The following is a 24251-nucleotide window of genomic DNA, read 5'->3' on the forward strand; positions in this document are numbered from 1 at the left end:
CCGTCCCGGGCTCCCGCTCCGCGGTCCCCACGTGCGGACGATCGCCGGTCGGTGCACTAGCGAGCGGCCGGCTCGCCCGTGCGCGGTCCGGTCAGGTACACCAGGCGGAACTTCCCGATCTGCACCTCGTCGCCACCGGCGAGGGTGGCGACGTCGACCGGCTCCCGGTTGACGTAGGTGCCGTTGAGGCTGCCCACGTCGTGCACCGAGAAGCCGCCGCCCTCGCGGTGGAACTCGACGTGCCGGCGGCTGACCGTCACGTCGTCGAGGAAGATGTCGCTGTCGGGGTGCCGGCCGGCCGTGGTGACGTCCTGGTCGAGCAGGAACCGGCTCCCGGCGTTGGGGCCGCGCTTGACCACCAGCAGCGCCGAGCCGGCCGGCAGGGACTCCACCGCACCCGCGTGCGCGTCGGCGGCCTCCACGGCCTCCGGCTGGTCGCCGGTGTCCTCGCCGCCGACCTTCGGGATCACGCTCGTGGCCTCGCCCACGCGCTCCGGGGAGAGCGCCGCACCGCACTGCGCGCAGAAGCGACTGCCCTCGGGGTTCTCGTGGCCACATCGAGTGCAGTGCACGTTGCGTCTCCTCCGGTACGAGGGGCCCGCCGCGGACCTTCAACTGGCCGCGGGCGGCCGGCGGACGGTGGGCCGGGCGGCCCTCCGTGGGTCGGCCGCCGCGGGTGGGCGGCGGACCGTGGGTCATGGAACCAGCCGGTCGGCCCGAGGGTCAACCGGACGTGCAGGGCTGGGGGGCGGCTTCGCCGCAGGTCCCCCCTGTTCTGCGCCCCGCGACGATCATAGTGAGCGATGGCCGGAGTCAGCCTCCCGGCGGGCCGGTCACGAGCCCTCGACCACGGCCTGGTAGGCGTCGGCGTCCAGCAGCTGCCCGATCGGGTCGCCGCCCTCCCCCGGCACGGCGATGTCGACCAGCCAGCCCTCCCCGTACGGGTCGGCGTTGATCGTCTCCGGCGCGTCGGCCAGGCGCGCGTTGACCGCCGCCACGACGCCGGCGACGGGCGCGTACACGTCGGAGACGCTCTTCGTGGACTCCACCTCCCCGATCGGCGTGCCCGGGGCCACCTCGGCCCCGACGTCGGGCAGCTGCACGAAGACGATGTCCCCGAGCGCGTCCTGGGCGTGGTCGGTGATGCCGACCCGGACGACGGTCGACGTGCCGTCCGTCCCCTGCACCAGCGCCCACTCGTGCTGGTCGGTGTAGCGGCGGTCGTCGGGTGTGCTCATGCGGCGGTCGTCTCCCTGGCTGGCGCGGTCGGCTGGCGGTCGTGCACGGCGGGGTCAGCCACCGGTCTCGGGCGAAGCGTATTGAGGGCGGTCCAGCGGCCGCAACGCGTCCACGACGAGCTCGGGCGACCGGACGATCTCGACCGACCCGCCGCGCCGCTCGATCCGCTGCACCACCCCGCCCGGGATGTTCATCGCCGTCTCCATGCCCTGCGGGTCGCCGAGCACGACGAACTCGTACGGCGAGCGCAGCGGCGTGCCGTCGACCACGAGGTCGCCGGCGGTGCCGGTGACGGCGGTGGAGAGCCCGATCCGGACGGCGTCGACCTGCATGGTCTCCGCGCCGGCCCCGCGCAGCTCCTGGACCACGTCGAGCAGGTCGGACACCTGCACGGCCCCGGCCGGGTCGCGGACGGTGAGGGTGAGCCCCGGGCCCTGGGCCGCCAGCGTGCCGCCCAGGATGCCGAGGGACTCGGCGCGTTCGCGAGCCTCCTCCAGGGCCGCACCGGTCCGGCTGCCGGAGCCGTTGAGTTCCCGCAGCGCCGCCCGCTGCTCGCTCAGCTGCGACCTCAGCCGCTCCTCGCGGCTGTCGAGCTCGTCGAGGATGCGCACCAGGTCCTCCTCGCGCGCCCCGGCGAGCACCTGGGCCTCGTCGGCGTTGCGCACCTGGACGGCGAGCGCGAACCCGAGCAGGAGGGTCAGGACGCCGATGAGGGCGGCCGCGAGGGGGTCCCGCCGCCGGCGCCGCGCCGGGGTGGGCGCCCCCGCCGGGTCGGCGCCGGCGCCCGGAGGATCGGGCCGTCCCGCACCGGTCATGCGCGGAAGACGTGCCGGCGGATGGCGGCGGCGTTGCCGAAGATGCGGATGCCGAGGACGACGACGACCGCCGTCGACAGCTGCGCCCCGACGCCGAGCTGGTCGCCCAGGAAGACGATGAGCGCGGCGACCACGACGTTGGACACGAAGGAGATGACGAACACCTTCGCGTCGAAGATGCCGTCGAGCCGGGCGCGGAACCCGCCGAAGACGGCGTCGAGGGCGGCGACGACGGCGATCGGCAGGTAGGGCTGGAGCCACAGCGGGACGGTGGGGTCGAAGACCAGGCCGAGCAGCACACCGGCCGCGAGGCCGAGGATCGGGATCACGACGTCAGCCTCCGGGGCCGGGCTCGGTGCCGGGGACCCGGCGGGGACTGACGACCTCGGCAGAGCGGAGCTCCGGCGGGTTGGCGGCCGGCAGGGACAGGTCCTCCTCCTCGGCGAACACGAACTGCAGGCCGGTGGCCGCCGCGAACTCGGCGAGGTCGCGGACCTGGGGGTCGAGCAGGAAGTTCTGGGACAGCGCGTCGGGGTCGCCGACGGCGCTGATCCGGTACGGGCTGGTGACCGGGCGGAAGTTGACCAGCACCGCCTCGCCGGCGAACCGGATGGCGCTGGTGGGGCCCAGCCGCTGGCCGTTGATGCTGATCGCCTCCGCGCCGGCGCCCCAGAGCGCGTTGACGACCAGCTGCAGGTCGCCATCGGCCACCTGCACCGCGTCGGTACCGGCCGCACCGGTGCCGATCGGATCGTCGTCGGCGTCGGCCTCGGCGTTGGCCAGCGTGACCAGCAGCCCCGGCCCGGTGACGGCGACGGCGGCGGTGCCCTGCTCGGCCCGGGCGAGGGCGTCGAGCGCGCGCTGGCCCACGGCGGTGGCGGCGAGCAGCTCGTCGCTCGTCCGGCTGACCTCGGCGCGCAGTTCCTCGAGGCGGGCGGCCAGCTCGTCGCTGAGCGCCGATTCGTCCTGGATGTCGCTGACCAGCGCCTCGCGGATCTCCTGCCGGCCCTCGGCCCGGGCGGCCGCCTGGTCGTAGGTCACCGCGGCCAGCAGGCCCGCGGCGGCCATGGTGAGCGCGACCAGCACCCGGCCGCGGCCCCGGCGGGGCGGCTCTCCCCCGGCCCGGCGCGCGGCAGCCTCCGCGTACGCCGGGTCGAGGGTCTCGGCGAGCACGTCGTCGAGCAGCGAGGCGCCCAGCGAGCGGATGCGGCCGGGCGGGTGCGCACCGGTCACGGCGGGCCCTGGCGTCCGGCGGAGCGCTCCGCGGCCACCAGGCCCACCACCTGGACCACGTAGAAGAGGGCGGCCAGCAGGTAGAGCGCCGTGCCCCAGATGGTGAGGGCCCACGCGAACGGCGCGGTGACGGTGGCCAGCGTGCCGTCCCCGTCGGCGATCAGCAGCGCGGGGAAGGCGTAGAGCAGCAGGAGGGTCGCCGCCTTGCCGAGGTAGTGCACCTGCAGCGGCGGGTAGCCGTGCGCCCGCAGGACGAGCAGCAGCACGCCCAGCAGGAGCTCCCGCCCGACCAGCAGCGCCACCAGCCAGACGGGCACCACCTCGCGCAGCGCCAGGGCGATCAGGGCGGAGACGATGTAGAGCCGGTCCGCGGCGGGGTCCAGCAGCGCGCCGAGGCGGCTGCCCTGGTCCAGCCAGCGGGCGAGCTTGCCGTCGAGCCAGTCGGTGAACCCCGACACCATGAGGACGACGAGCGCCCACCCGTCCTCCTCCGGCCCGAGGAGCAGCCACAGGAACAGCGGCACGCCGAGCAGCCGCAGCACCGAGAGAGCGTTCGGCAGGGTCCAGACGCGGTCCGGCAGGGCCTCGCGGTCGGGCAGCACCGATCCCGTCGTCCGGGGCGGGGGGACGGGTGCGGCAGCCGACGGCCCGTTCGACGACGTCACGTTCCCTCCAGTCCCAGCAAAGCCGTGCCCGAGGCTAGCCGACGGGCCCCGTCTCCCCCGTCGCCCGCGGGCTCGCGGCGAGCCCTCGGGCGGGGCAGCCGCGGGGCCCGCCGCCCGCGGGTGCCCGGCGGGTCCGGCCAGGGGCGGACCGCCGTCCCCGGTGCTCGCCGGGACGGTGTCGCTCAGACCGGCACGGCCACCGCGGCGGGCGCCGGCTCGTACCCGAGCGGCCGGCGATCGAAGCTGCCCGTCCCGTGCGTCACCGAGCGCAGGACACCGGGGTACACGAGCAGCTCCACCTCGGGCACCTCGGCGCGCACGGTGGCGCGGTCGCGGCCCGGGTCGGCCTCGCTGCCGGTCACCCGCGCCCGCCGGGAGGACAGGTCGCTCATCACCGCGCCGACGTGCTCGGCCGGCGCCCGCACCTCGACCTCGCACCACGGTTCCAGCACCTGGGTGCCCGCCGCGGCCGCGAGCTCCCGCATGGCCAGGGCACCGGCGGCCTGGAACGCGGCATCGGAGGAGTCGACCGAGTGCGCCTTGCCGTCGACGAGCGTGACCCGGACGTCCACGAGCGGGCGGTCCCCGTTGACCCCCCGGGCTGCCTGGGCGCGGATCCCCTTCTCCACGCTGGCGTGGAACTGGCCGGGCACGGTGCCCCCGACGATGCGCTGCTCGAAGACGATCCCCGAGCCGGGCTCCCCCGGCTCCCCCTCGACGACGACGACGGCGTACTGGCCGTGCCCGCCGGACTGCTTGACGTGCCGGCCGGTCACCCGGGCCGGCGCGCGGAGCGTCTCGACCAGCGGGACCCGCACCGGCACCGTGGCGACGGCGACGCCGTGCCTGCTGCGGAGCCGCTCCAGCAGCACCTCGGCGTGCGCGTCGCCGACGCACCAGAGCAGCAGCTGCCCGGTGTCGGCCCGCCGCTCCAGCCGGACGGTGGGGTCCTCGGCGACGAGGCGGGCCAGCGCGGTGGCCATCCGGTCCTCGTCGCCGCGGGAGGCGGCCTCCACCGCCACCGGCAGCTGCGGCACCGGCAGCTCCCAGGGCGGGACCAGCCGCGGTTCCTCCGGCGAGCTCAGCGTGTCGCCGGTCTCCGCCGTCGCCAGCCGGGCGACCGCGCAGACGTCGCCGGCCGGGCACGCCGCCACCGGCCGGAGGGCGGCGCCCAGCGGGGCGGTCAGCACTCCGATCCGCTCGTCGGCGTCGTGGTCGGGGTGGCCGCGCTCGGCCATGCCGTGACCGGAGACGTGCACCGCCACGTCCGGCCGCAGCGTGCCGGAGAAGACCCGGACCAGGGAGATCCGGCCGACGTAGGGGTCGGTGGTGGTGCGGACCACCTCGGCGACGAGCGGACCGTCGGGGTCGCAGCCGAGCGCGGGCGCCGGGGACCCGTCGGGCCGGGTGACCGGCGGGCACCCGTGCTCGGCCGGCGAGGGCAGCGCGGCGACGACGAGCTGCAGCAGCTCGCCGGTGCCGACCCCGGTCAGCGGGGCGACGCAGACGACGGGGTGGAAGTGCCCGCGGGCGACCGCGGTCTCCAGGTCGGAGACCAGGTCGGGGACGGCGAGCTCGTCACCGGCGAGGTAGCGCTCCATCAGCGTCTCGTCCTCGCTCTCGCCGATGATGCCCTCGATCAGCTCGGCGCGGAGGCGGTCGGCGTCGTGGTCGCCGACCCGGGCGGGATCGAGGTGCGGCTCCAGCAGCGACACCAGGCCGCGGGCCGCCCCGTCCGGGCCGCGCTCCACCAGGTGCATGGGGTACACCCCCTCCCCCAGCATCAGCTGGCAGAGGCGCACCGCCTCGTCGACGTCGGCGCGCGGCCGGTCGATCTGGGTGAGCACGACGGCGCGCGGCATCCCCACCGCGGCGCACTCCTCCCAGAGCTGCACGGTGGCGGCGTCCACGCCGCTGACGGCCGAGACGACGAACAGCGCCGAGTCCGCCGCGCGCAGACCGGCCCGCAGCTCGCCGACGAAGTCCGGGGAGCCCGGGGTGTCGAGTACGGTGATCCGGTGGCCGTCGTGCTCGACGGTCGCCACGCCCAGGGCGACCGAGCGCTGCTGGCGGATCTCCACCTCCTCGGCGTCGAGGCAGGTGGTGCCCTCCTCGACGCGGCCGGCGCGGGGTACCGCCCCCGTGGCCACCAGCAGCGCCTCGGCGAGCGTCGTCTTGCCGGCCCCGGCCCGGCCGACGAGGGCCACGTTGCGCACCTGCGCGTCCGGGCGCGGCGCGGGGGCCGGTGGGATGTCCTTGCCCATGGCGACCTCAGCCGTCGAGGCCGGTCGCGCGGGGCGGATGAGCGGGGTGGGCTGCCACGACGCCTCCTGGTCCGGGATGTGTCCTGCGTCACAGCCTGCCCGGCGAGCGGGCGGCGGACAAGACCCCCGGCGGCCCGCGGCCCGCCGAAGACGCATGCTGGGGGCATGACCAGCGACCACGCGGCCGGCCGCGACCAGGCCACCGGCCGCGCGCACGCCGTCCTCCGCAGCACCGCCGACCTGCCGGCACCGTGGGCCGGCATCTGCGGGGCGTCGGTCGGCGTCGTCCAGGGGGTGTGGGACGGCCCGCGGGGCCGGAGGTCGGCCGACCCGTGCCCCGAGTGCGTGCAGCTCACCTCAGGCTCATGACCGGCGCCTCTCCCCAGCTCGTCGCCGAGGAGTCCGTCCGCCGCTACCTGGCCGGCGATGCCGCGGCGCGGGCGCTGGGCGTCACGGTGAGCCACGTGGCACCCGGCGTCGTCACGGCGCACATGACCATCCGGCCGGAGATGCTCAACGGCCACGGCACCGCGCACGGGGCCGCGCTGTTCGCCGTCGCCGACATCGCCTTCGCGATGGCCTGCAACTCCCACGGCCGGGCGGCGGTGGCCCGGTCGTGCGGCATCGAGTACCTCGCGCCGGCCCGGTCCGGCGACGCCGTCACCGCCGCCGCGGTCGAGCGCTCGGTCGCCGGGCGCGGGGGCATCTACGACGTCGCCGTCACCCGCGACGCGGACGGCCTGCTGCTCGCCGAGATGCGCGGGCACAGCCGGCTGCTCCCACCCTGAGCCGGCCGAGCCGTCAGGGGCCCGCCGCGGGCCGGGTGCGCAGCCCCGCGAACGCCGTGGTGACGACGGCGTCGGCGAGGTCGTCGGCGGAGAGGCCGCCGTCGGGCCGGTACCACTCGGTGAGCGAGTTGACGGTGCCGAACAGCAGCCGGCTGGTGACGGCGGGGTCGACGTCCGGGCGGACGTCCCCCTCCCCCTCCGCGGCGCGCACCAGGTCGGTGACGATGCGGTCGAACCGGCGGCGCCGCTCCAGCGCCGCCTGCTCGACGGCGGAGTTGCCGCGCACGCGCAGCAGCAGGGTGACGAACGGCAGCTCGGCGGCGAGCACGCGCACCGAGCCGCGGACGACGTGCTCGAGGCGGTCGATGGCGGGCCCCGCGATGGCGCCCGGCTCCTCGGTGACGGCGAAGAGGGCATCGAGGGCCCGGTCGAGCGCCAGCCGGAGCAGCTCCACCTTGCTCGGCACGTGGTGGTAGATCGCCGACTTGGTGACGCCCAGCCGCACGGCGAGCTCGTCCATGCTCGTGGCGTCGTAGCCGCGCTCGTTGAACAGCGCGACGGCGGTGCGCAGCAGGGAGTCCAGCGAGTGACCGGGGCGCCCCCGCCGCCCCGTCGCCGTCCCGATCGCGGTCACGCGGGGTCGCCGGTCGCCGGGCGTTCCCGCAGGTCGTGCAGCCGCTTGAGCTTGCCGACGGAGCGGGGCAGCGACTCGGGGTCGACGACCACGACGTCGATGCTGGTGCCGACGGTGTCCTTGACCGCCTGCGCCACCTCGGCCGCGGCGGGGTCGCGGCGATCGGGCGGGGTGTCCGGGCGGGCCTCGATCCGGCAGGTCAGGTGGTCCAGCCGGCCCCGCGTCGTCAGCTCCAGGGCGAAGTGCGGGGAGAGCCCGGGGGTGCGCAGGACGATCTCCTCGACCTGGGTCGGGAAGAGGTTGACCCCGCGCAGGATGATCATGTCGTCGCTGCGGCCGGTGATCTTCTCGATCCGCCGCATGCCGGGCCGGGCGGTGCCGGGCAGCAGCCGGGTGAGGTCGCGGGTGCGGTACCGGACGACCGGCATCGCCTCCTTGGTCAGCGAGGTGAGCACCAGCTCGCCCTGCTCCCCCTCGGGCAGCACCTCGCCGGTGAGCGGGTCGACCACCTCGGGGTAGAAGTGGTCCTCCCACACGTGCAGGCCGTCCTTGGTCTCGACGCACTCCTGGGCGACGCCCGGCCCCATGACCTCGGAGAGGCCGTAGATGTCGACGGCCTGGATGTCGAGCCGCTCCTCCATCTCCCGGCGCATCTGCTCGGTCCACGGCTCGGCGCCGAAGATGCCGATCTCCAGGCTCGTCGAGCGCGGGTCGATGCCCTGGCGCTCGAACTCGTCGACGACGGTGAGCATGTAGGAGGGCGTCACCATGACCACCCGCGGCCGGAAGTCGGTGATCAGCTGCACCTGGCGCGGCGTCATGCCCCCGGAGACCGGGACGACGGTGCAGCCCAGCGCCTCCGCGCCGTAGTGCGCGCCCAGCCCGCCGGTGAACAGGCCGTACCCGTAGGCGTTGTGCAGCACGTCGCCGGGGCGGCCACCGGCGGCGCGGATGGAGCGGGCCATGACGGTGGCCCAGGTGGCGAGGTCGCCCTCGGTGTAGCCGACGACCGTGGGCCGGCCGGTGGTGCCCGACGAGGCGTGCACCCGGCGCACCTGCTCCCGCGGGACGGCGAACATGCCGAAGGGGTAGTTGTCGCGCAGGTCGGCCTTGCTCGTCGTCGGGAAGTGCGCCAGGTCGGCGAGCTCGCGGCAGTCGTCGGGGTGCACGCCGGCCGCGTCGAAGGCCTGCCGGTAGTGCGGCACATTCTCGTAGGCGTGCCGCAGCGACCACCGCAGCCGGTCCAGCTGCAGGGCGCGCAGCTCCTCGAGGGGCATCCGCTCCGCCGGGTCGAGCTGCGCGGGGTGCGGGGGCTCACCGAGCCGTCGCCGTCCGGTCGTCGTCATCCGTGCCGTCCTCGTCCCTCGGCTGCTGGGTCCCCGCCCGGCGCTTGTGCACGCCCGCGACGTGGGTCACACTATTCCTGACCGGACGGTCAGTAAACAGCTCGAGGAGATCCGATGTCCGCGCCCACCCTGGATCGATCCGCGACCGGGAGCCCCGACGAGGCCACCCTGCAGGAGCAGTTCGACGCGACGATCGCCGCCGACCGGCGCATCGAGCCGCGGGACTGGATGCCCGAGGGCTACCGGAAGACGCTCGTGCGGCAGGTCGCCCAGCACGCGCACTCGGAGATCATCGGCATGCAGCCCGAGGGCGACTGGCTGCTCGCCGCGCCCAGCCTGCGGCGCAAGGCGGTGCTGCTGGCCAAGGTGCAGGACGAGGCCGGGCACGGCCTCTACCTGTACTCGGCGGCCGAGACCCTCGGGGCCGACCGCGCCGACCTCACCGACAAGCTGATCGAGGGGCGGCAGAAGTACAGCTCGATCTTCAACTACCCGACGCCGGCCTACGCCGACGTCGGGGTGATCGGGTGGCTGGTCGACGGCGCGGCGATCTGCAACCAGGTGCCGCTGTGCCGCTCCTCCTACGGGCCCTACGCCCGGGCGATGATCCGGGTCTGCAAGGAGGAGTCCTTCCACCAGCGGCAGGGCTACGAGCTGCTGATGACGATGATGCGCGGCACCGACGAGCAGCGGGCGATGGTGCAGGACGCCGTCGACCGCTGGTGGTGGCCCTCGCTGATGATGTTCGGCCCGCCGGACGACGAGAGCCCCAACACCGCGCAGTCGATGGCGTGGGGCATCAAGCGGCACACCAACGACGAGCTGCGCCAGCGCTTCGTGGACATGACGGTGCCCCAGGCGCAGGCCCTCGGCGTCACGCTGCCCGACCCGGACCTGGCCTGGGACGAGAGCAGCGGCCACTGGCGGTTCGGCGCGATCGACTGGGCCGAGTTCGCCCGCGTGCTCGCCGGCGACGGGCCGAAGAACGCCGAGCGCATCGCCCGCCGGCGGGCCGCGCGGGACGACAACGCCTGGGTGGTCGAGGCGGCCACCGCCTACGCCCGCAAGCACGAGCGGGGTGCGGCGTGAGCGAGGTGACCGCCGAGGGCGGGCACGGCGCGATCCCGACGGGGCCGGAGGTGCCGGTGCAGCCGCGCGCCCGGGCGGTGCAGCGGGACTGGCCGCTGTACGAGGTGTTCGTCCGCGGCAAGCGCGGGCTCAACCACGTGCACGTGGGCTCGCTGCACGCGCCCGACGACGAGATGGCGATCGACGCCGCCCGCGACCTGTACACCCGGCGCAACGAGGGCGTCAGCATCTGGGTGGTCCGGGCCGTCGACATCACCGCCTCGAGCCCCGACGAGAAGGACCCGCTGTTCGCCCCCAGCGGTGACAAGGTCTACCGCCACCCGACGTTCTACGAGATCCCGGACGGCGTCCCGCACATCTGAGAGGACCCCCTCTCCCCCACCACCGCTCGTCCGTCGCGGCGGCGGGGCCCTGAGAGGGGCCGCCCACGGAGGTCACCATGCACGAGGAGACCGTGTACGACGCGTTGACCAACGCGCACGGGGAAGCGGGGCACTGGGCGTTCGGCACCGGGTTCGACGACCCGCTGGCCGGCGTAGACACCACCGTGCCCGACGGCATCGACCCCGCCGACCTCGGCGCGTACTGCCTGATGCTCGGCGACGACGCCCTCGTGCTCGCCCAGCGGCTGACGCAGTGGATCACCTGCGCGCCCGAGCTCGAGGAGGAGGTGGCGATCGGCAACATCGCCCTGGACCTGCTCGGCCAGGCCCGGCTGCTGCTGGCCCGCGCCGGCTCCGTCGGCGTGCTCGGCCGCTCCCGCGAGCGGGCCACCGCCACCATCCCCGACGAGGACGCGCTCGCCTACTTCCGTGACGTCGACGAGTTCCGCAGCACCGCGCTCGTCGCCGCACCCGACGCGGACTTCGCGCAGGCCGTCGTCCGGCTGGTGGCCGCCTCCACCGTGCGGCTCGCGGTGTTCACCCGGCTGCGCTCCTCCCGCGACCCGGTGCTCGCCGCGATCGCCGCCAAGGGCGTGCACGAGCTGGCCTACCACCGCGACCACGCCGCGCGCTGGGTGCTGCGCCTGGGCGACGGCACCGAGGAGTCGCACCGGCGCGCCCGGTCCGCCGTCGAGGCGGTGTGGCCGCTGCTCGCCGACCTGTTCACCGCCACCGACGTCGAGCAGCGGCTGGCCGCGGCCGGTGTCGCCGTCGACCCGGCCGCGGTGCGCGACGAGGTGCGGGACGTGCTCACCCAGGTGCTCGAGCGGGCCACGCTCCCCGTGCCCGCGTGGCCCGCCGGCGCGCCGCCCCGCGGGCGCCTCGGAGAGCACGGGCCGGAGCTCGCCGAGCTGCTCGGCATCCTCCAGGGGCTGGCCCGGCAGCACCCGGCGGCGACCTGGTGAGCGCCGTGCCCACCGATCCGCGCACCGTCGCCGAGCAGGTCACCGATCCCGAGCTGCCCACGCTGACGCTGGCCGACCTGGGCGTGCTGCGCGACGTCCGCACCGGGGACGACGGCGCCGTCGTCGTCGAGATCACGCCCACCTACTCCGGCTGCCCCGCGATGGGCGTGATGCGCGCCGACCTGCTGCGGGCGCTGCACGAGGCCGGCTTCGCCGACGTCGACGTCCGCACGGTCCTCTCCCCCGCCTGGACCAGCGACTGGATCAGCGCCGAGGGCCGCCGCAAGCTCGCCGCCGCCGGCATCGCGCCGCCGGGCAGCGCACCGGTGCGCCCGGACGGGCCCGTCCCGCTGCAGCTCGGCCCGCCCCGGCGCACCGCGGCCTGCCCGCTGTGCGGCTCCGCCGACACCGAGGAGCTGTCGGAGTTCGGGTCGACCGCGTGCAAGGCGCTGCGCCGCTGCCGCAGCTGCCGCGAGCCGTTCGAGCACGTCAAGGAGATCTAGTGAACGCACCGACCCGTCGCCGGCCGCAGTTCCACCCGCTCACCGTGGCGCGGGTCGAGCGGCTCACCGACGATGCCGTGGCGGTCACCTTCGACGTGCCCCCGGAGCTGGCCCCCGACTACGCCTTCTCACCCGGGCAGGCGCTCACCCTGCGCCGGGTCGACGGCGAGCGGGACGAGCGTCGCTCCTACTCGATCTGCGCGCCCGTGGGCGCCGCCCCGCGGGTCGGCGTCCGCGAGGTGCCGGGCGGCTTCTTCTCCTCCTGGCTGGTGCACGAGGTGCGCCCGGGCGACCGGATCGAGGTGCTGCCGCCCTCGGGCACCTTCACCGCCGACCTGTCGACACCCGGCGACCACGTCTTCGTCGTGGCCGGCTCCGGGATCACCCCGGCGCTCTCGCTGGCCGGCACGGTCCTGGGGGACGGCGAGTCGACCGTCACCGTGTTCTACGGCAACCGGCGCACCAACACCGTCATGTTCGCCGACGAGCTCGCCGATCTGAAGGACCGCCACGGGCCCCGGCTGCAGCTGGTGCACGTGCTCTCCCGCGAGCCGCGCGACGCCGAGCTGACCAGCGGCCGGCTGGACGGGGAGCGGCTGCGCGCGCTGGTCGGCAACCTGGTCGACGCCCCGCACGTGGACCACTGGTGGCTGTGCGGCCCGCACGGGATGGTCACCGACGCCCGCGCACTGCTGGCCGAGCTCGGCGTGCCGCCGGAGCGGGTGCACCAGGAGCTGTTCTACGTCGACGACGTCCCGCCGGAGCCGGTCCGCGGCGACGAGGAGACGGTCGAGGGGCCCAGCGCCCAGGTGACCGTCGTCCTCGATGGCCGCTCCACCACCCTGGCCCTCCCCCGCGGCGAGGCCGTCCTCGACTCCGCGCAGCGGGTGCGGTCGGACCTGCCGTTCGCCTGCAAGGGCGGCGTGTGCGGCACCTGCCGGGCGCGGGTGACCGCCGGTGCGGTGGAGATGCGGCGCAACTACGCGCTCGAGCCCGCGGAGGTGGAGGCCGGCTACGTGCTCACCTGCCAGTCGCTGCCCGTCTCCGACGAGGTCACGGTCGACTTCGACGCCTGAGCGCCGGGCCGGTCACCCGCCGACCTGCACCTCGACCTCGTCGCCGTCGAAGGAGCGGTGCCCCGCGGCGGGCAGCGCCTCGAGCAGCGGGTCGCGGTAGCACCAGGCGGCGTCCTCGAACCGGCGCCCGTCGACGACGACGTGCTCGTAGGTCGCCACACCCTTGTACGGGCACACCGACGTCGTCGGGCTCTCCGCCAGGACGCCGTCGGCGACGTCGGTCCCGGGCACGTACCAGCGCACCGGCAGCCCCGTCTCGAACACCGCGACCGGCGACCGCGTCTCGGCCACCACCTGACCGCCGACGCGGACGACCACGTGCCGCGAGGAGCGCCGGGCGTCGACCCGGTGGAACGGGTCGCGGGGGTGGCCGATCATCTGCTCGTCCTCGATCCACCAGGAGTCCAGGCGCTCCGGGTAGAAGGAGAGCAGGCCGGCCAGCGGGGGGCAGCCGGCCACGGGCTCCGGGTAGGACCAGGCGGCGTCCTCGACGCGGCGCCCGTCGACCTCCAGGTGCCAGTAGCGGGCCTCGCCCTTGAACGGGCAGGTGGTGCGCGTCTCGCTGGGCACGAGCAGGCCGGGCGTGACGTCGTCCTCGGGGAGGTACCAGCGCGGGAGCAGGCCGGTCTCGTGCAGCAGCACCGCCCGGGTGGTGTCGACCACCGTCCGGTCGGCCAGCACGCCGCGGATGCGCTCCTCCAGCGGATGCGTGTAGACGGCGTGGGCGGGCAGCGCCGACCACAGATCGCCGTTCAGCTCCCCCTGGGAGGGACGGGCGAGAGGGCCGGTGCCGAGGGTCAGCGACATGGGTCGACGGTAGGCGCGGTCACTGGTCCCCGCCCGGTCACTCGGTCCGCCGGAGCGCCCCCGGCGACGGTTCCGGTTCCTCTCGTCGACGGCGTTCCTGGAATGTCAAGCTGCTAGTAGCTGAATGTTGGGCATAACGGCCGACGTCCTGCGGCACACCGACGGCGACGGAAGCCCGTTTCGTCGACGTCGTCCTGAACAAGGCGAAGCAGAAGGGCACCGGACGGTGGACCGTCCAGTCGGTACTGGACCTGGGCGTGCCGACCAGCGGCATCGCCGAGGCGGTCTTCGCCCGGTCCCTGTCGGGCCACCGCGAGCAGCGGTCGGCGGCGCGAAAGGTGCTGACCGGGGCCAGCACGGCGTGGGAGGTGCCCCACCGGCAGCAGTCCGTCGATGATGTCCGGCAGGCGCTCTACGGGTCGAAGGTGGTCGCCTACGCCCAGGATTCGACCAGATCGCCGAGGGCGCTGAGGAGAACGCGCCTACTACGATGGCCTGCGGGCCGAACGCCTCCCCGCGGCGCTCGTGCAGGTGCTGCGGCACCGGTTCGGCTCGCACGGCTACGAGCGGGTCGACCGCGAGGGGCGGGTTTCACACCCGCTGGTCCGACGACCGCAGCGAGGTCGAACTGCGCTGATCCTCGCCCGAGCCGAAGGGACGGCGGCCGATCCCCGGGAACCGCTGCTGCGCCTCGGCATCCCGGAACGCGGCCTACGGGTCAGACGTGATCGCGCGGGATCGTGCGCTCCCAGTTGAGCGAGACGACCCGCTTGTCGTCCTCGTAGGCGTCCAGCTCGGCGTACAGGCAGAAGTCGCGCGGGGTCGACGTCATGACCGTCCGGGTCACCGTCCGCACGTTCCACTCGCCTCGGCGGAAGCCCATGGCCCAGCGCGTCTCACCGCGGATCGACCCGAAGTCGTCGGCGACCGAGCTGTAGCGCTCCTCCGCTCTGCGTGTCACCTCGAGGCCGATGTCGTCGATCCGCGCGACGCCCAGGTCGTTGACGACCTCCAGTGCGGATTCGTAACCGATCAGGTCCCTGGTCACCCGCCACCGGTGCTCCCCGGGCCGAACCTGCGTCACAGAGATCGGCTCAGCCCCCTCCGGCGGGCCGAACGGCTGCGCCGACACCTCGTCGGACTCCCGCAGCGGCCGGGTCGGCAGGAGCAGCCGGCTGGCCGAGGTCAGCACCTCGATCCGGACCGGCTCCGGCGACGGCCACACCAAGGGCCAGTACGACGAGGAGACCGAGAGCCGGATGCGGTGTCCGGCCGCGAAGGCGTGCGCGACGCCGTTCATGCGGACGGCGACGCGGTAGCGCTGCCCCGGTACGAGCGGCTGCGGGTCCGCGTGCCCGTCGCGGTGGGTGAGGTTGAGCAGGCCGTAGGTGACCCGCGTGGCCCGGCCGTCCGGCGCGACGTCGGAGAGGCGCACGGCCACCATCGCGTCGGGCCGGCTGGCGGTGACCTCGAGCTCGACCATCGGCGCGCCGAGGATCTCGTGCTTCTCCACGAGCACGTCGCTGTCGAACACCAGCGACCCGCCGTCCTCCTCCCGCTGGTCGTAGGGCAGATCGGGAGGAGCGTTGTACGAGCACCACTTGCCGGCGAACTGGCCCACCGACAGCGGCGACTCCACGCTCAGCCGTTCCTCGGCCACCGCGTCGGCCGGGGCAGCGATCCGGTTGCGCGCCAGTGGGTGTGCGACCGCGTCGACGTGCGGTGAGGGCCAGCTCGGCTCGCCGACCCAGCGGCCCGGGCGGTCCTGGTAGGCGGTGAGCGGCGGCACGCTGTCCTGCATCCAGACCCGCAGCATCGGCGCGTCCATGACGCCGTTGTCGATGCCCTTCAGCCAGCGGTCCCACCACCGGACCAGCTCCTGGAGGAAGCCGATCGCCGGCCCCGGCTGGCCCAGGTGCGGGTACTTGTGCGACCAGGGGCCGATCAGGCCCTGCCGCGGGACGTCGAGGTGCTCGACCATGCGGAAGACGGCGTTGGAGTAGCCGTCCGCCCAGCCGCTCACCGCCAGCACGGGACACTCGACGTCCGAGTAGTCCTCGCAGATCGAGCCGTGCTCCCAGTACGCGTCGCGCCTCTGGTGGCGCAGCCACTCGTCCAGCCAGAGCCCGCTGCCGTTCAGGCGGTCTCGCCACATCTCCCGCCAGCGGTCGCCGACCAGCTCCGGGTCGGGCGGGCTCGACGTGTAGGCGAACATCGTGGAGGCCCACGACAGGTTGTCGCTGAGCAGGCAACCACCCATGTAGTGGACGTCGTCGGCGTAGCGGTCGTCGGTGGAGCAGACGGTCACGATCGCGCCCAGCCCGGGCGGCCGGCGCGCCGCGACCTGCAGCGCGTTGAAGCCGCCCCACGAGATGCCCATCATCCCGGTGCTCCCGTCGCACCACGGCTGCTCGCCGAGCCAGGCGAGAACGGTCTCGGCGTCGAGCAGTTCCTGCTCCAGGTACTCGTCGGTCAACACCCCCTCGGAGTCGCCGCTGCCCCGTAGGTCGACCCGCACGCACGCGTACCCGTGCCCGGCCATGTACGGGTGGTGGATCGAGTCGCGATAGGCGGTCAGGTCGCGCTTGCGGTACGGGATGAACTCCAGGATGGCCGGGACGGGCCGGTCGTCGGACTCGCTCGCTCGCCAGATGCGGGCGGCCAGCCGGGTCCCATCGGCCATCGGGATCCAGACGTGCTCGTCCTCCACGAGGTCGTGCGGGAGTTCCTGCACCGCCCGCAGCGCCGCGTCAGCCACGGGCGCCGTCTCCGTCCGTGATCTCGATCGGCAGGAGCTGGACGACCCGCTCGTACTTCTCGATCAGCTCGGCTTCGTCGCGTGCCCCGACGAACACCTGGGCCAGTTCGTAGCTGTAGCTGTCCTGCTGGGCGAGCTCGGACAACCGGCCCCCTTGCTGTGCGACCACGTGCACGGTGACCCCGTCGAGCTCCTGCTCGACCCGGGCCACGTCCTCCGGCGACGGGCTCCGGGTCACCACGCCGTCGTCGAAGGTTCGCAGGAACCACTTGGCCGCGACCCCGTACGCGCCGCCGGTCCGCTCGCCGGGTGCCCGCCCCAGGGCGAGCTCGACCATGACCTCGTGGTTGGAGACGCCGTCGACGGCCTCGAACATCTTCGCGTGGGACTGCGAGTGCCGCGGATTCACCTCGAGCAGCCGGATGCGATCACGGTCGGGGTCCCAGAAGTACTCGATGTTGAAGGTGGTCGACTCCAGGCCCAGGTGCTCGATGACTCTCGTCGAGATGTCCACCAGCCGCGCCCGGACCTGTGCGGGCAGGCGGGAGGGGTACTGGTAGCGCAGGAAGCTCGAGGAGTCGGGATAGGTCAGCGAGTCGATGATCCCGTACACGTGGGCGCGCCCGGCCTGCGCGTAGCCCTCGACCGTGAGCTGCTGCCCGACGGCGGCCTCCTCGGCGAGACAGGCGGTCGCGCCGACCGCGGCGATCTCGGGCGGGAGGTCGATCTGGTCGAGCACGAACTCGAACGGCTCCCCGTACTTGTCGATCCCCTCGCGGATCGCGCCGAGTGCCTCGTCCAGTTCCGTGCGGTCGCCGACGTGGAACGCGAGCTCCGACGACACCGACTTCACCGGCTTGAGCCAGACGGGGAGCTCCAGATCCGGCGGCAGCTCGCCGTCCCCCTCGAGGTCCACCAGCGCGAACGCGGGAACCTCGCCGATCACCTTCCGCTGCTCCAGCCGGCTCCAGTACTTGTGCTCGCACTTCACGACGGCCTCGAGCGGAGCGCTCGGGAGTCCGCGTCGCCGGCACAGGATCGGCACCATCGAGCTGACCGGGAAGTCCCAGTACCCGATGACGGCGTCGATCGGCCCCGCGAAGCTCTCGAGCCGCTCCTCGGCGCGATTCAGCAGAGCCGGGATGTCGATGTCGTCGATCCCGATGAGCTCGTCCTTGTGGAGCAGCTCGTGGAAGGCGTAATCCTCCTGCGGGAGATGAGCGAGCGTGTCGAGGTTCAACTGGTCCAGGCCCAGGACGAAGACGTTGGCAGGCACCCGGTCGCCCTACCCGGGGGACGGACGGTCACACGGCACCGGCGTCACACCCGCGGCAGCGGCGCACTCCGACATGGTCGCCACCTCTGCCGCGGTCGCCGGCACAGGTCGCGCACCGCCGAGGCCGGCGTCATCGCCGGACTGCTGCACCGGGCAGGCACCGACGAGGTGGAGCCCGTGACCGACCGGCTGGCCGGTGGAACCGGACAGCGCCGGCTCGGCGAGCCGCCGGGATGCCGTCGTCACCGGCCTGCTGTCCACCGCGACCGCCGACGAGCAGCAGTTCTTCGTCCGCCTGCCCCGACCGGCCGTCCTCGCCGCAGGGGTCTAGCGTCGATCCATGACGACGCCCCCGGTTCCGGCTCCCCAGCCGCCCTCCCCTTCGCCCTCGCCGACGGATCCGGTGTCGCCACCCGCTCCGGCCCCCGTACCGCAGCCGGGCCCCGCCGACCCCCTCGCGCCGCCGCCCGAGGGTCCGCCACCGGCCTGATGAGCGGGATCGCGGGGACGACCGGCCGGGTGGGCGTACCGCGACGCCGAACGGACACCGGGCCTCGCAGACCACACCCGACCGGTGTGCACCCGCATCACCGGACCATTCGGTTCACCGAACGCGACGAGGTTCCCCCGACATGTGGGTCTGGATCGCCGCCAGAGCCCTCGTCCTGATCCTTGGATCCTGGGTGGTGGACGCAGCCCGGCCGGCGAGCATGAACAAGAACGTGGCGCGCCGGAGTCCCGAGGCGTTCGGTCGAGCAAGGCCCGACGTCGAAGAGAACGACCGCGCCGGACTCGAAATCGACGAGCAGGAGGTGCCGGTGAGCGGCTTTCGGACCGGCGTGTCCTCCACCGGCCGGGCGTGATGGGCGATCTCCCTGCCGGATCGCCCGAGCCGGCCGACCGTGCCATCGCCCGGCGCATGGCGGCGGCGGCGAGTGCCTGGCTGGCCTCGCTCGACCGCGGACAACACCGACTCGCCCAGCGGGACGGTCCGCGCAGCGATCCCGAGGCCGAGGCCGACCGCCGGCGCTGGCACTACACGCCGACCGACCACGGCGGACTGACCCTGGGTCAGCAGCACCCGGCGCAGCAGTCGCTGGCCATGCAGCTGGTCGCCTCCGGGCTGTCCACCGCCGGCTACGTGACCGTCTCCGGGGTCATGTGCCTGGAGAACGTGCTCGACCGCACGGAGGGCTTCCCGCGGGGCGCCGGGCACGACCGCCGCCGGGATCCGGGTCGCTACTACCTGCGGATCTTCGGGGAGCCGGGCGGCGCGCAACCGTGGGGCTGGCGGCTGGGCGGTCATCACGTGTCCCTCAACAACCTGGTGGTCGACGGCCGGGTGGTCGCCGTCACCCCGTGCTTCCTCGGCGCCAATCCGGCCGCGAGCCCGCTGCTGGGCGACGGGTCCCTCCGGCTGCTCGGCGCGACCGAGGACCTGGCCCGCGAGCTTGTGCGTTCACTGCCGCCGGCCCTGGCCGCACAGGCGGTGCTGCTCGATCGTGCTCCCTCGGACCTCGTCAGCCGCAACCGGCCGCAGCTTCCGACCGGCGACGAGGTCGAGCCGGGGCCTGACGGCACGCTGGCGCTGACGGCCCGGCCGATCGGGCTGCCCGGCAGCGAGCTCGAAGGGAACCGGCGCGAGCTGCTGCGTGACCTGGTCTCGGCCTACACCGGTCGCGTCCCGGACGGACTGAGGCCGTCGGTCGACCTCGATGCGGTCCACCTGGCGTGGGCGGGCTCCACCGAGCCCGGCCGGCCGCACTACTACCGCCTCCACGGCCCGCGCCTGCTCGCCGAGTGGGACAACACCCAGAACGACGGCAACCACGCGCACTCGGTGTGGCGCGATCCGGCGTCGGATTTCGGCGCCGACGTCCTGGCCGGCCACCGCGCGACGCACCACGCGGGATGACCTCCTGGTTCCCCGGTGGTCGAGCGGATCGGGAGGACCCATGGCGCGGGTCGCGGTCACCGGAAGCAGCGGCAAGCTGGGGCGGGCGGTGGTTCCCCACCTGCGGGCCCTCCCGTGCATTCCCCCTGGGCAGGGCGCCACCGACGCTCGGATGGCCGCCTCACGGGCAGCGTGGAAGCGTGGCGATCGACCGCCCGTCCACCTCGAGGAGGACCACGATGACCGACGACATCGGCCGGCTCGTCCGGCTGGGCGACACAGCGCAGACCGTTGCCGATCCCGCTGCCGACGTCCGCGGACGCGCGGTCGTGGACAGCGACGGCGACGACGTCGGCAGGGTCGACGACCTGCTCGTCGACGACCAGGAGAACGAAGTCCGGTTCCTGCGGATCGGGGAAGGCGGCTTCCTCGGCATCGGCGCGCAGCACTACCTGATCCCGGTCGACGCCGTCGTCGCCGTCGAGCCAGACAGGATCCGGATCAGCCGGAACCGCGACCGGATGGCCGAGGTGCCGCCGTACGACCCCGAACTCGAGTACCAGCCGGACTACTACGCCGGCGTGTACGGGTGGTGGGGCTACGCGCCGTTCTGGGGCCCGGGCTACCGCTACCCCACCTACCCGAGGTACTGAGCGGGCGCCGACGGACCGGCTCGCATCGCATCCCGGTATGCCGCGTACCACGGGCGCCGCTGGGTAGGCGTGGGACGGCGTGTCGACCGCCGCCGCGCCGCATCGAACAGGGGTACGCGATGACCGAGAACGCACCCACGGCCGAGTGGGAGGACCACGACCACGAGCGGCTGGTGCACACGCACCGGCACTTCCACGTCACGCACAACCACAACGAGATGACGGGAGGGTTCGAGCACCTGAGTTCCGCGCACGAGCACGAGCACGACCACGCTCCGCTACACCATGCGCACGTGCCGCACCGCGACTTCGAGCACGAGCACGCCGGCGAGGCACACGTCCACGACCACGACCAGCCGACCGCGCCAGGGGAAGGGCGCTGACCGGTAGGGCTGGACCCGAAGGGAAGGGAACGTCATGACCACGAGCACGTCCGAGACGGGCGACGTCACCGGTACCACGGACAAGGACTACAACCTCATCTGGTTCACCGAGTCGTGTCTGAGCAACGTCCTGCGGCTCGACCTCTACATCCAGGACGCCGAACGGGCCGGCGACAGCGACCTCGTCGACCTGTTCCGTCGCGCGCAGGCAGAGAGCCGCAAGGGCGCCGAGGAGGGCAAGAAGATGCTCGCCGGCCGACTCCGCGGCTGAGTGCACCATCGGGTCCGGCGACGCCTCGGAGCAGGCACCGCCGGACCCGACGACGTCGTCCCGTCTCCTGATCACCGACGGCATCGCCGGGACCGGCGTCAAGGCCGGCATGCCCACGTGCGCCATCGACCGCCAGGGCATGATCCGCGGGGTGGAACGGGTCCTGCGTGCCGTGGCGAAGGCGCACCTCCGGACGGGCGTGCCGATCACTTTGCACACGCACCCGACCGCGTCGACCCGACCGGCTGCGTCACCCTGCGCCTGGCCGGCCGACTCCCCCACATCGGCATCGGCCGAACCCACGCCCTGCTGCTCGTGCAGGACCTGCACGCCCGCGTCATCGACGCCGCCACTGGCGAACTGCTGCGCGAGCTCACCATCGACCCCACCCGCGACTACCAGCCCACCGGCCGACCACCCGGCCCCACCCCGAAAAAGCGCTGGCCCGGACCCACGAATCGTGGGTCCGGGCTATGCCGATGTCCTGAGACATCACACTGTCGGGCTGACAGGATTTGAACCTGCGACCCCTTGACCCCCAGTCAAGTGCGCTACCAAGCTGCGCTACAGCCCGCCGGCCGCCGACGCCCCGGAGTTCCCCGGGCCGCGAACGACCGCCCGAGTAGGTTACCGCACGGCCGTCACCGGCCTCGACGGTGGTCAGCCGCGCTTGCCGTCCTTGTCCCGCCCCTCGCGGACCTTCACCGAGATCTCGATCGGCGTGCCCTGGAAGCCCCACTGCTCGCGCAGCCTGCGCTGCAGGAACCTGCGGTAGCCGGCCTCCAGGAAGCCGGTGGAGAAGACGACGAAGCGCGGCGGCCGGACGTCGGCCTGCGTGACGTACTTGATCTTCGGCGCACGCCCACCGCGGGCCGGCGGCGGCGTCTCCTGCACCAGGGCCCGCACGAACGTGTTCAGCTCGGCCGTGGGCACGCGGGTCTCCCACGAGGCGATCGCGGCGCGGAGGTGATCGGCCAGCTTGCCCACGCCACGGCCGGTGGACGCCGAGATGTTGACCCGCGTCGCCCACTTCACGTGCGCGAGGTCGCGATCGATCTCCCGCTCGAGCTGGTGGTGCCGGTCCTCGTCGAGGGTGTCCCACTTGTTGAAGGCCAGGACCAGCGCGCGGCCGGCCTCCACGACCTGGGTGATGACCCGCTGGTCCTGCTCGCTGATCACCTCGTCGGCGGCGAGCAGGACGACGCAGACCTCGGCGGCCTGGATGGCGGCCTCGGTGCGCAGGCTGGCGTAGTACTCCATCCCGCTGGCGGTGTTGACCTTCCGGCGGAGCCCCGCGGTGTCGACGAACCGCCACTCCTCGCCGCCGAGGGTGACCAGCGAGTCCACGGGGTCGACCGTGGTGCCGGCGACCGAGTCGACGACCGACCGCTCCTCCTTGGCCAGCCGGTTGATCAGGCTGGACTTGCCCACGTTGGGCCGGCCGACCAGGGCCACCCGGCGCGGGCCGCCCTCCTCCTCCTGCTCGCGCGGCGCCTCGGGCATCGCGTCGAGGACGAGGTCGAGCAGGTCGCCGCTGGCCCGGCCGTGCAGCGCGCTCACCGCGTGCGGCTCCCCCACACCCAGGCTCCACAGCTCGGCGGCGTTGGCCTCGCTGCGCTCGTCGTCGACCTTGTTGGCCACCAGGATCACCGGCCGGTCGCTGCGCCGGAGCACCCGCGCCGCGGCCAGGTCGGTCTCGGTGGCGCCCACCTGGCTGTCGACGACGAAGACGATGACGTCGGCGGTCTTCATGGCGTACTCGGCCTGCCGGGTGATGGAGGCGCCCAGGCCGGCGGCCTTCGGGTCCCAGCCGCCGGTGTCGACGACGGTGAACCGCTTGCCGTTCCACAGCGCCTCGTAGGCGATGCGGTCACGGGTCACGCCCGGCGTGTCCTGGACGACGGCGGCACGGCGGCCGAGGAAGCGGTTGACCAGCGTCGACTTGCCCACGTTGGGGCGGCCGACGATGGCGACGACGGGCAGCGGCCCGCTCTGCGGCTCGGTCACGTCCGGTCCCCCGCGGGCACGGCGGTCTCCGCCAGCAGCACGATGCGGTCGACCACCTGCGCCTGGGAGAGGTCGCTGCTGTCGACGACGACGGCGTCGGCCGCCGGGCGCAGCGGGCTGTCGGCCCGGCTGCTGTCGTACTCGTCGCGGCGGCGCAGGTCGACGGCGAGTGCGGCGATCTCCGCGGCGTCGGTGACGCCGAGCTGGCCGGCCCGGCGCTGGGCCCGCACCTCGGGAGCGGCGGTCAGGTAGACCTTCAGCGTCGCGTCGGGCAGCACCACGGTGCCGATGTCGCGGCCCTCGACCACGACCGCCTCCGCACCGGCCACCAGGGCGCGCTGTTGGGCGACGAGCTGGCGACGGACGGCGGGGACGGCCGAGACCGCGGAGACGGCACGGGTCACCTCGGCACCGCGGATCCGCGTGGCGACGTCGGCGCCGCCGACCTCGACCCGCTCGGTGCCGGCCTCGGTGCCGACGACGATCCCCGCCTCGGCGACGGTGCGGGCCACGGCTTCCGCGTCCGCGGGGTCGACCCCTGAGTCGAGGACGGCGACGGTGGCCGCGCGGTACATCGCCCCGGTGTCGAGGTAGGCCGCGCCCAGCCGGGCGGCGACGCCGCGGGCGACGGTGGACTTGCCGGTCCCCGACGGGCCGTCGAGGGTCACCGACCCGCGGAAGGGGGTCTGGGGGGTGCTCATGTGCTCCTGCTCGTTCGCTGTTCTCGGGTCACTGCGCGATGTCCCGCCGCAGCGCGACGGCGCCGCGCAGGTAGACGTGCTGGATCTCCGCGCGCGACCGCGGCGTCTCGACATGGGCCATGAGGCGCAGCACCCGCGGCAGGGCGTGCGGCACGCCGATCTCGGAGGCGCACATCAGCGGCACCCCGCCCATGCCGAGCTCGCGGGCGGCCAGCGCCGGGAACTCCGAGACCAGGTCGGGGGTGGCGGTGAAGAGGATGCTGATGACGTCGTCGTGCTCGAGCCCGTTGCGCTCCAGCACCGCGCTCACGAGCTCGCGGGTGGCCTCGAGCACCTGCTGCCGGTCGTCGGCGTCGACCTGGGTCGCACCGCGGATGGCTCGGACGGCCATGCACACTCCTCGTTCGCGCCGCCCCGTCTGCCCGGGGACCACACGAGTCTAGGGAGCGCCCCGCCGGTCCCTCTCCCCCGCGCGCGCCGTGCCCGGCCCGGCGGCCCGCG

At 74.0% G+C, this 24251-nt stretch carries 30 protein-coding genes, 1 tRNA gene and 1 pseudogene; 16 read left to right on the top strand and 16 right to left on the bottom strand.

What is annotated here, in order from left to right; all coding sequences use genetic code 11:
• Positions 1-56: 56 nt before the first annotated feature.
• From odhI to QOZ88_RS12035, 7 genes are all read right to left on the bottom strand, one after another.
• Entirely contained in the window at positions 57-572 is a 516-nt protein-coding gene (gene odhI / locus QOZ88_RS12005; protein ID WP_091932657.1) for an oxoglutarate dehydrogenase inhibitor Odhl, read from the bottom strand.
• A 261-nt stretch (positions 573-833) separates the two neighbouring features.
• Positions 834-1238, bottom strand: coding sequence for a glycine cleavage system protein GcvH (gcvH, locus tag QOZ88_RS12010; protein ID WP_305999994.1), 405 nt, complete (start codon positions 1236-1238; stop codon positions 834-836).
• A gap of 54 nt (positions 1239-1292) precedes the next feature.
• A complete protein-coding gene (locus tag QOZ88_RS12015) occupies positions 1293-2054 on the bottom strand; it encodes a DUF881 domain-containing protein (RefSeq protein ID WP_305999995.1) in 762 nt (253 codons plus the stop codon).
• Positions 2051-2383, bottom strand: a complete 333-nt coding sequence (locus QOZ88_RS12020; protein ID WP_091932660.1) for a small basic family protein — start codon at positions 2381-2383, stop codon at positions 2051-2053. The genes QOZ88_RS12015 and QOZ88_RS12020 overlap by 4 nt, the downstream gene beginning before the upstream one ends.
• 4 nt (positions 2384-2387) lie before the next feature.
• A complete protein-coding gene (locus QOZ88_RS12025; RefSeq protein ID WP_305999996.1) occupies positions 2388-3287 on the bottom strand; it encodes a DUF881 domain-containing protein in 900 nt (299 codons plus the stop codon).
• On the bottom strand, positions 3284-3952 hold the full coding sequence (locus QOZ88_RS12030) for a CDP-alcohol phosphatidyltransferase family protein (RefSeq protein ID WP_305999997.1): 669 nt from the start codon (positions 3950-3952) through the stop codon (positions 3284-3286). Before QOZ88_RS12030 ends, QOZ88_RS12025 begins: the two co-directional genes overlap by 4 nt.
• A 182-nt stretch (positions 3953-4134) precedes the next feature.
• Complete coding sequence (locus tag QOZ88_RS12035; protein WP_305999998.1) at positions 4135-6216, bottom strand: elongation factor G-like protein EF-G2; 2082 nt, start codon at positions 6214-6216, stop codon at positions 4135-4137.
• Positions 6217-6381: 165 nt separating this feature from the next.
• Between QOZ88_RS12035 and QOZ88_RS12040 the strand changes: the two genes are divergently transcribed.
• Positions 6382-6585 carry a hypothetical protein gene (locus QOZ88_RS12040; protein ID WP_305999999.1) on the top strand — a complete coding sequence of 68 codons (204 nt, stop codon included), beginning with the start codon at positions 6382-6384 and terminating at the stop codon, positions 6583-6585.
• Positions 6582-7004 carry a hydroxyphenylacetyl-CoA thioesterase PaaI gene (gene paaI / locus QOZ88_RS12045; RefSeq protein WP_091932672.1) on the top strand — a complete coding sequence of 141 codons (423 nt, stop codon included), beginning with the start codon at positions 6582-6584 and terminating at the stop codon, positions 7002-7004. The genes QOZ88_RS12040 and paaI overlap by 4 nt, the downstream gene beginning before the upstream one ends.
• Before the next feature lie 13 nt (positions 7005-7017).
• Here paaI and QOZ88_RS12050 read toward each other — a convergent pair whose 3' ends face one another.
• Together QOZ88_RS12050 and paaK are read right to left on the bottom strand one after the other, a co-directional pair.
• Positions 7018-7638, bottom strand: coding sequence for a TetR/AcrR family transcriptional regulator (locus QOZ88_RS12050; RefSeq protein WP_306000000.1), 621 nt, complete (start codon positions 7636-7638; stop codon positions 7018-7020).
• Complete coding sequence (gene paaK, locus QOZ88_RS12055) at positions 7635-8984, bottom strand: phenylacetate--CoA ligase PaaK (protein WP_306000001.1); 1350 nt, start codon at positions 8982-8984, stop codon at positions 7635-7637. Before paaK ends, QOZ88_RS12050 begins: the two co-directional genes overlap by 4 nt.
• Before the next feature lie 114 nt (positions 8985-9098).
• On the opposite strand from paaK, the gene paaA reads away from it, so the two are divergent.
• The 5 genes from paaA (at position 9099) to paaE (ending at position 13000) form a co-directional block, all read left to right on the top strand.
• Positions 9099-10073 carry a 1,2-phenylacetyl-CoA epoxidase subunit PaaA gene (paaA, locus tag QOZ88_RS12060; RefSeq protein WP_306000002.1) on the top strand — a complete coding sequence of 325 codons (975 nt, stop codon included), beginning with the start codon at positions 9099-9101 and terminating at the stop codon, positions 10071-10073.
• The gene (gene paaB, locus QOZ88_RS12065; RefSeq protein ID WP_091932680.1) at positions 10070-10435 is read left to right on the top strand and encodes a 1,2-phenylacetyl-CoA epoxidase subunit PaaB; all 366 of its coding nucleotides are present in this window, start codon (positions 10070-10072) and stop codon (positions 10433-10435) included. Before paaA ends, paaB begins: the two co-directional genes overlap by 4 nt.
• A 77-nt stretch (positions 10436-10512) precedes the next feature.
• Positions 10513-11421 carry a 1,2-phenylacetyl-CoA epoxidase subunit PaaC gene (gene paaC / locus QOZ88_RS12070; RefSeq protein ID WP_306000003.1) on the top strand — a complete coding sequence of 303 codons (909 nt, stop codon included), beginning with the start codon at positions 10513-10515 and terminating at the stop codon, positions 11419-11421.
• A 5-nt stretch (positions 11422-11426) separates the two neighbouring features.
• A complete protein-coding gene (paaD, locus tag QOZ88_RS12075; protein ID WP_306000004.1) occupies positions 11427-11924 on the top strand; it encodes a 1,2-phenylacetyl-CoA epoxidase subunit PaaD in 498 nt (165 codons plus the stop codon).
• Complete coding sequence (gene paaE / locus QOZ88_RS12080; protein WP_306000005.1) at positions 11924-13000, top strand: 1,2-phenylacetyl-CoA epoxidase subunit PaaE; 1077 nt, start codon at positions 11924-11926, stop codon at positions 12998-13000. Before paaD ends, paaE begins: the two co-directional genes overlap by 1 nt.
• Before the next feature lie 12 nt (positions 13001-13012).
• On the opposite strand, the gene QOZ88_RS12085 is transcribed toward paaE, so the two are convergent.
• Positions 13013-13807: a DUF427 domain-containing protein gene (locus QOZ88_RS12085; RefSeq protein WP_306000006.1), complete on the bottom strand. Its 795-nt coding sequence runs from the start codon at positions 13805-13807 to the stop codon at positions 13013-13015.
• Between the two features lie 194 nt (positions 13808-14001).
• On the opposite strand from QOZ88_RS12085, the pseudogene QOZ88_RS23180 reads away from it, so the two are divergent.
• Positions 14002-14190: pseudogene (locus QOZ88_RS23180) on the top strand (NADP-dependent phosphogluconate dehydrogenase); the annotation flags it as partial.
• Positions 14191-14338: 148 nt separating this feature from the next.
• On the top strand, positions 14339-14563 hold the full coding sequence (locus tag QOZ88_RS23185) for a hypothetical protein (RefSeq protein WP_406568225.1): 225 nt from the start codon (positions 14339-14341) through the stop codon (positions 14561-14563).
• On the opposite strand, the gene QOZ88_RS12090 is transcribed toward QOZ88_RS23185, so the two are convergent.
• Together QOZ88_RS12090 and QOZ88_RS12095 are read right to left on the bottom strand one after the other, a co-directional pair.
• A complete protein-coding gene (locus QOZ88_RS12090) occupies positions 14526-16565 on the bottom strand; it encodes a CocE/NonD family hydrolase (RefSeq protein WP_306000007.1) in 2040 nt (679 codons plus the stop codon). The two genes, QOZ88_RS23185 and QOZ88_RS12090, sit on opposite strands and share 38 nt — an antisense overlap.
• Positions 16558-17841 (bottom strand): ATP-grasp domain-containing protein, encoded by a 1284-nt coding sequence (locus QOZ88_RS12095; RefSeq protein WP_306000008.1) that lies wholly within the window; start codon positions 17839-17841, stop codon positions 16558-16560. Before QOZ88_RS12095 ends, QOZ88_RS12090 begins: the two co-directional genes overlap by 8 nt.
• A gap of 196 nt (positions 17842-18037) precedes the next feature.
• Between QOZ88_RS12095 and QOZ88_RS12100 the strand changes: the two genes are divergently transcribed.
• The 7 genes from QOZ88_RS12100 (at position 18038) to QOZ88_RS12130 (ending at position 21577) form a co-directional block, all read left to right on the top strand.
• Positions 18038-18172 carry a hypothetical protein gene (locus QOZ88_RS12100; RefSeq protein WP_306000009.1) on the top strand — a complete coding sequence of 45 codons (135 nt, stop codon included), beginning with the start codon at positions 18038-18040 and terminating at the stop codon, positions 18170-18172.
• Positions 18173-18473: 301 nt separating this feature from the next.
• On the top strand, positions 18474-18704 hold the full coding sequence (locus QOZ88_RS12105) for a hypothetical protein (RefSeq protein ID WP_306000010.1): 231 nt from the start codon (positions 18474-18476) through the stop codon (positions 18702-18704).
• Positions 18704-19756 carry a DUF3500 domain-containing protein gene (locus QOZ88_RS12110; RefSeq protein WP_306000011.1) on the top strand — a complete coding sequence of 351 codons (1053 nt, stop codon included), beginning with the start codon at positions 18704-18706 and terminating at the stop codon, positions 19754-19756. Before QOZ88_RS12105 ends, QOZ88_RS12110 begins: the two co-directional genes overlap by 1 nt.
• A 218-nt stretch (positions 19757-19974) precedes the next feature.
• Positions 19975-20388: a PRC-barrel domain-containing protein gene (locus tag QOZ88_RS12115; RefSeq protein ID WP_306000012.1), complete on the top strand. Its 414-nt coding sequence runs from the start codon at positions 19975-19977 to the stop codon at positions 20386-20388.
• Between the two features lie 119 nt (positions 20389-20507).
• Positions 20508-20771, top strand: a complete 264-nt coding sequence (locus QOZ88_RS12120; RefSeq protein WP_306000013.1) for a hypothetical protein — start codon at positions 20508-20510, stop codon at positions 20769-20771.
• A gap of 34 nt (positions 20772-20805) precedes the next feature.
• Positions 20806-21042 (top strand): hypothetical protein, encoded by a 237-nt coding sequence (locus QOZ88_RS12125; RefSeq protein ID WP_091932710.1) that lies wholly within the window; start codon positions 20806-20808, stop codon positions 21040-21042.
• An 82-nt stretch (positions 21043-21124) separates the two neighbouring features.
• Positions 21125-21577 carry a phosphotriesterase family protein gene (locus tag QOZ88_RS12130; RefSeq protein WP_306000053.1) on the top strand — a complete coding sequence of 151 codons (453 nt, stop codon included), beginning with the start codon at positions 21125-21127 and terminating at the stop codon, positions 21575-21577.
• Here QOZ88_RS12130 and QOZ88_RS12135 read toward each other — a convergent pair.
• The 4 genes from QOZ88_RS12135 to aroH form a co-directional block, all read right to left on the bottom strand.
• Positions 21543-21616 (bottom strand) — tRNA-Pro (locus QOZ88_RS12135). The genes QOZ88_RS12130 and QOZ88_RS12135 overlap by 35 nt on opposite strands.
• 86 nt (positions 21617-21702) lie before the next feature.
• A complete protein-coding gene (der, locus tag QOZ88_RS12140) occupies positions 21703-23049 on the bottom strand; it encodes a ribosome biogenesis GTPase Der (protein WP_306000014.1) in 1347 nt (448 codons plus the stop codon).
• On the bottom strand, positions 23046-23750 hold the full coding sequence (gene cmk, locus QOZ88_RS12145) for a (d)CMP kinase (RefSeq protein ID WP_306000015.1): 705 nt from the start codon (positions 23748-23750) through the stop codon (positions 23046-23048). Before cmk ends, der begins: the two co-directional genes overlap by 4 nt.
• A gap of 28 nt (positions 23751-23778) precedes the next feature.
• Positions 23779-24141, bottom strand: coding sequence for a chorismate mutase (gene aroH / locus QOZ88_RS12150; RefSeq protein WP_091932722.1), 363 nt, complete (start codon positions 24139-24141; stop codon positions 23779-23781).
• Positions 24142-24251 lie beyond the last annotated feature (110 nt).

This window comes from Blastococcus carthaginiensis, assembly GCF_030731085.1.
GTDB classification, from domain to species: domain Bacteria; phylum Actinomycetota; class Actinomycetes; order Mycobacteriales; family Geodermatophilaceae; genus Blastococcus; species Blastococcus carthaginiensis.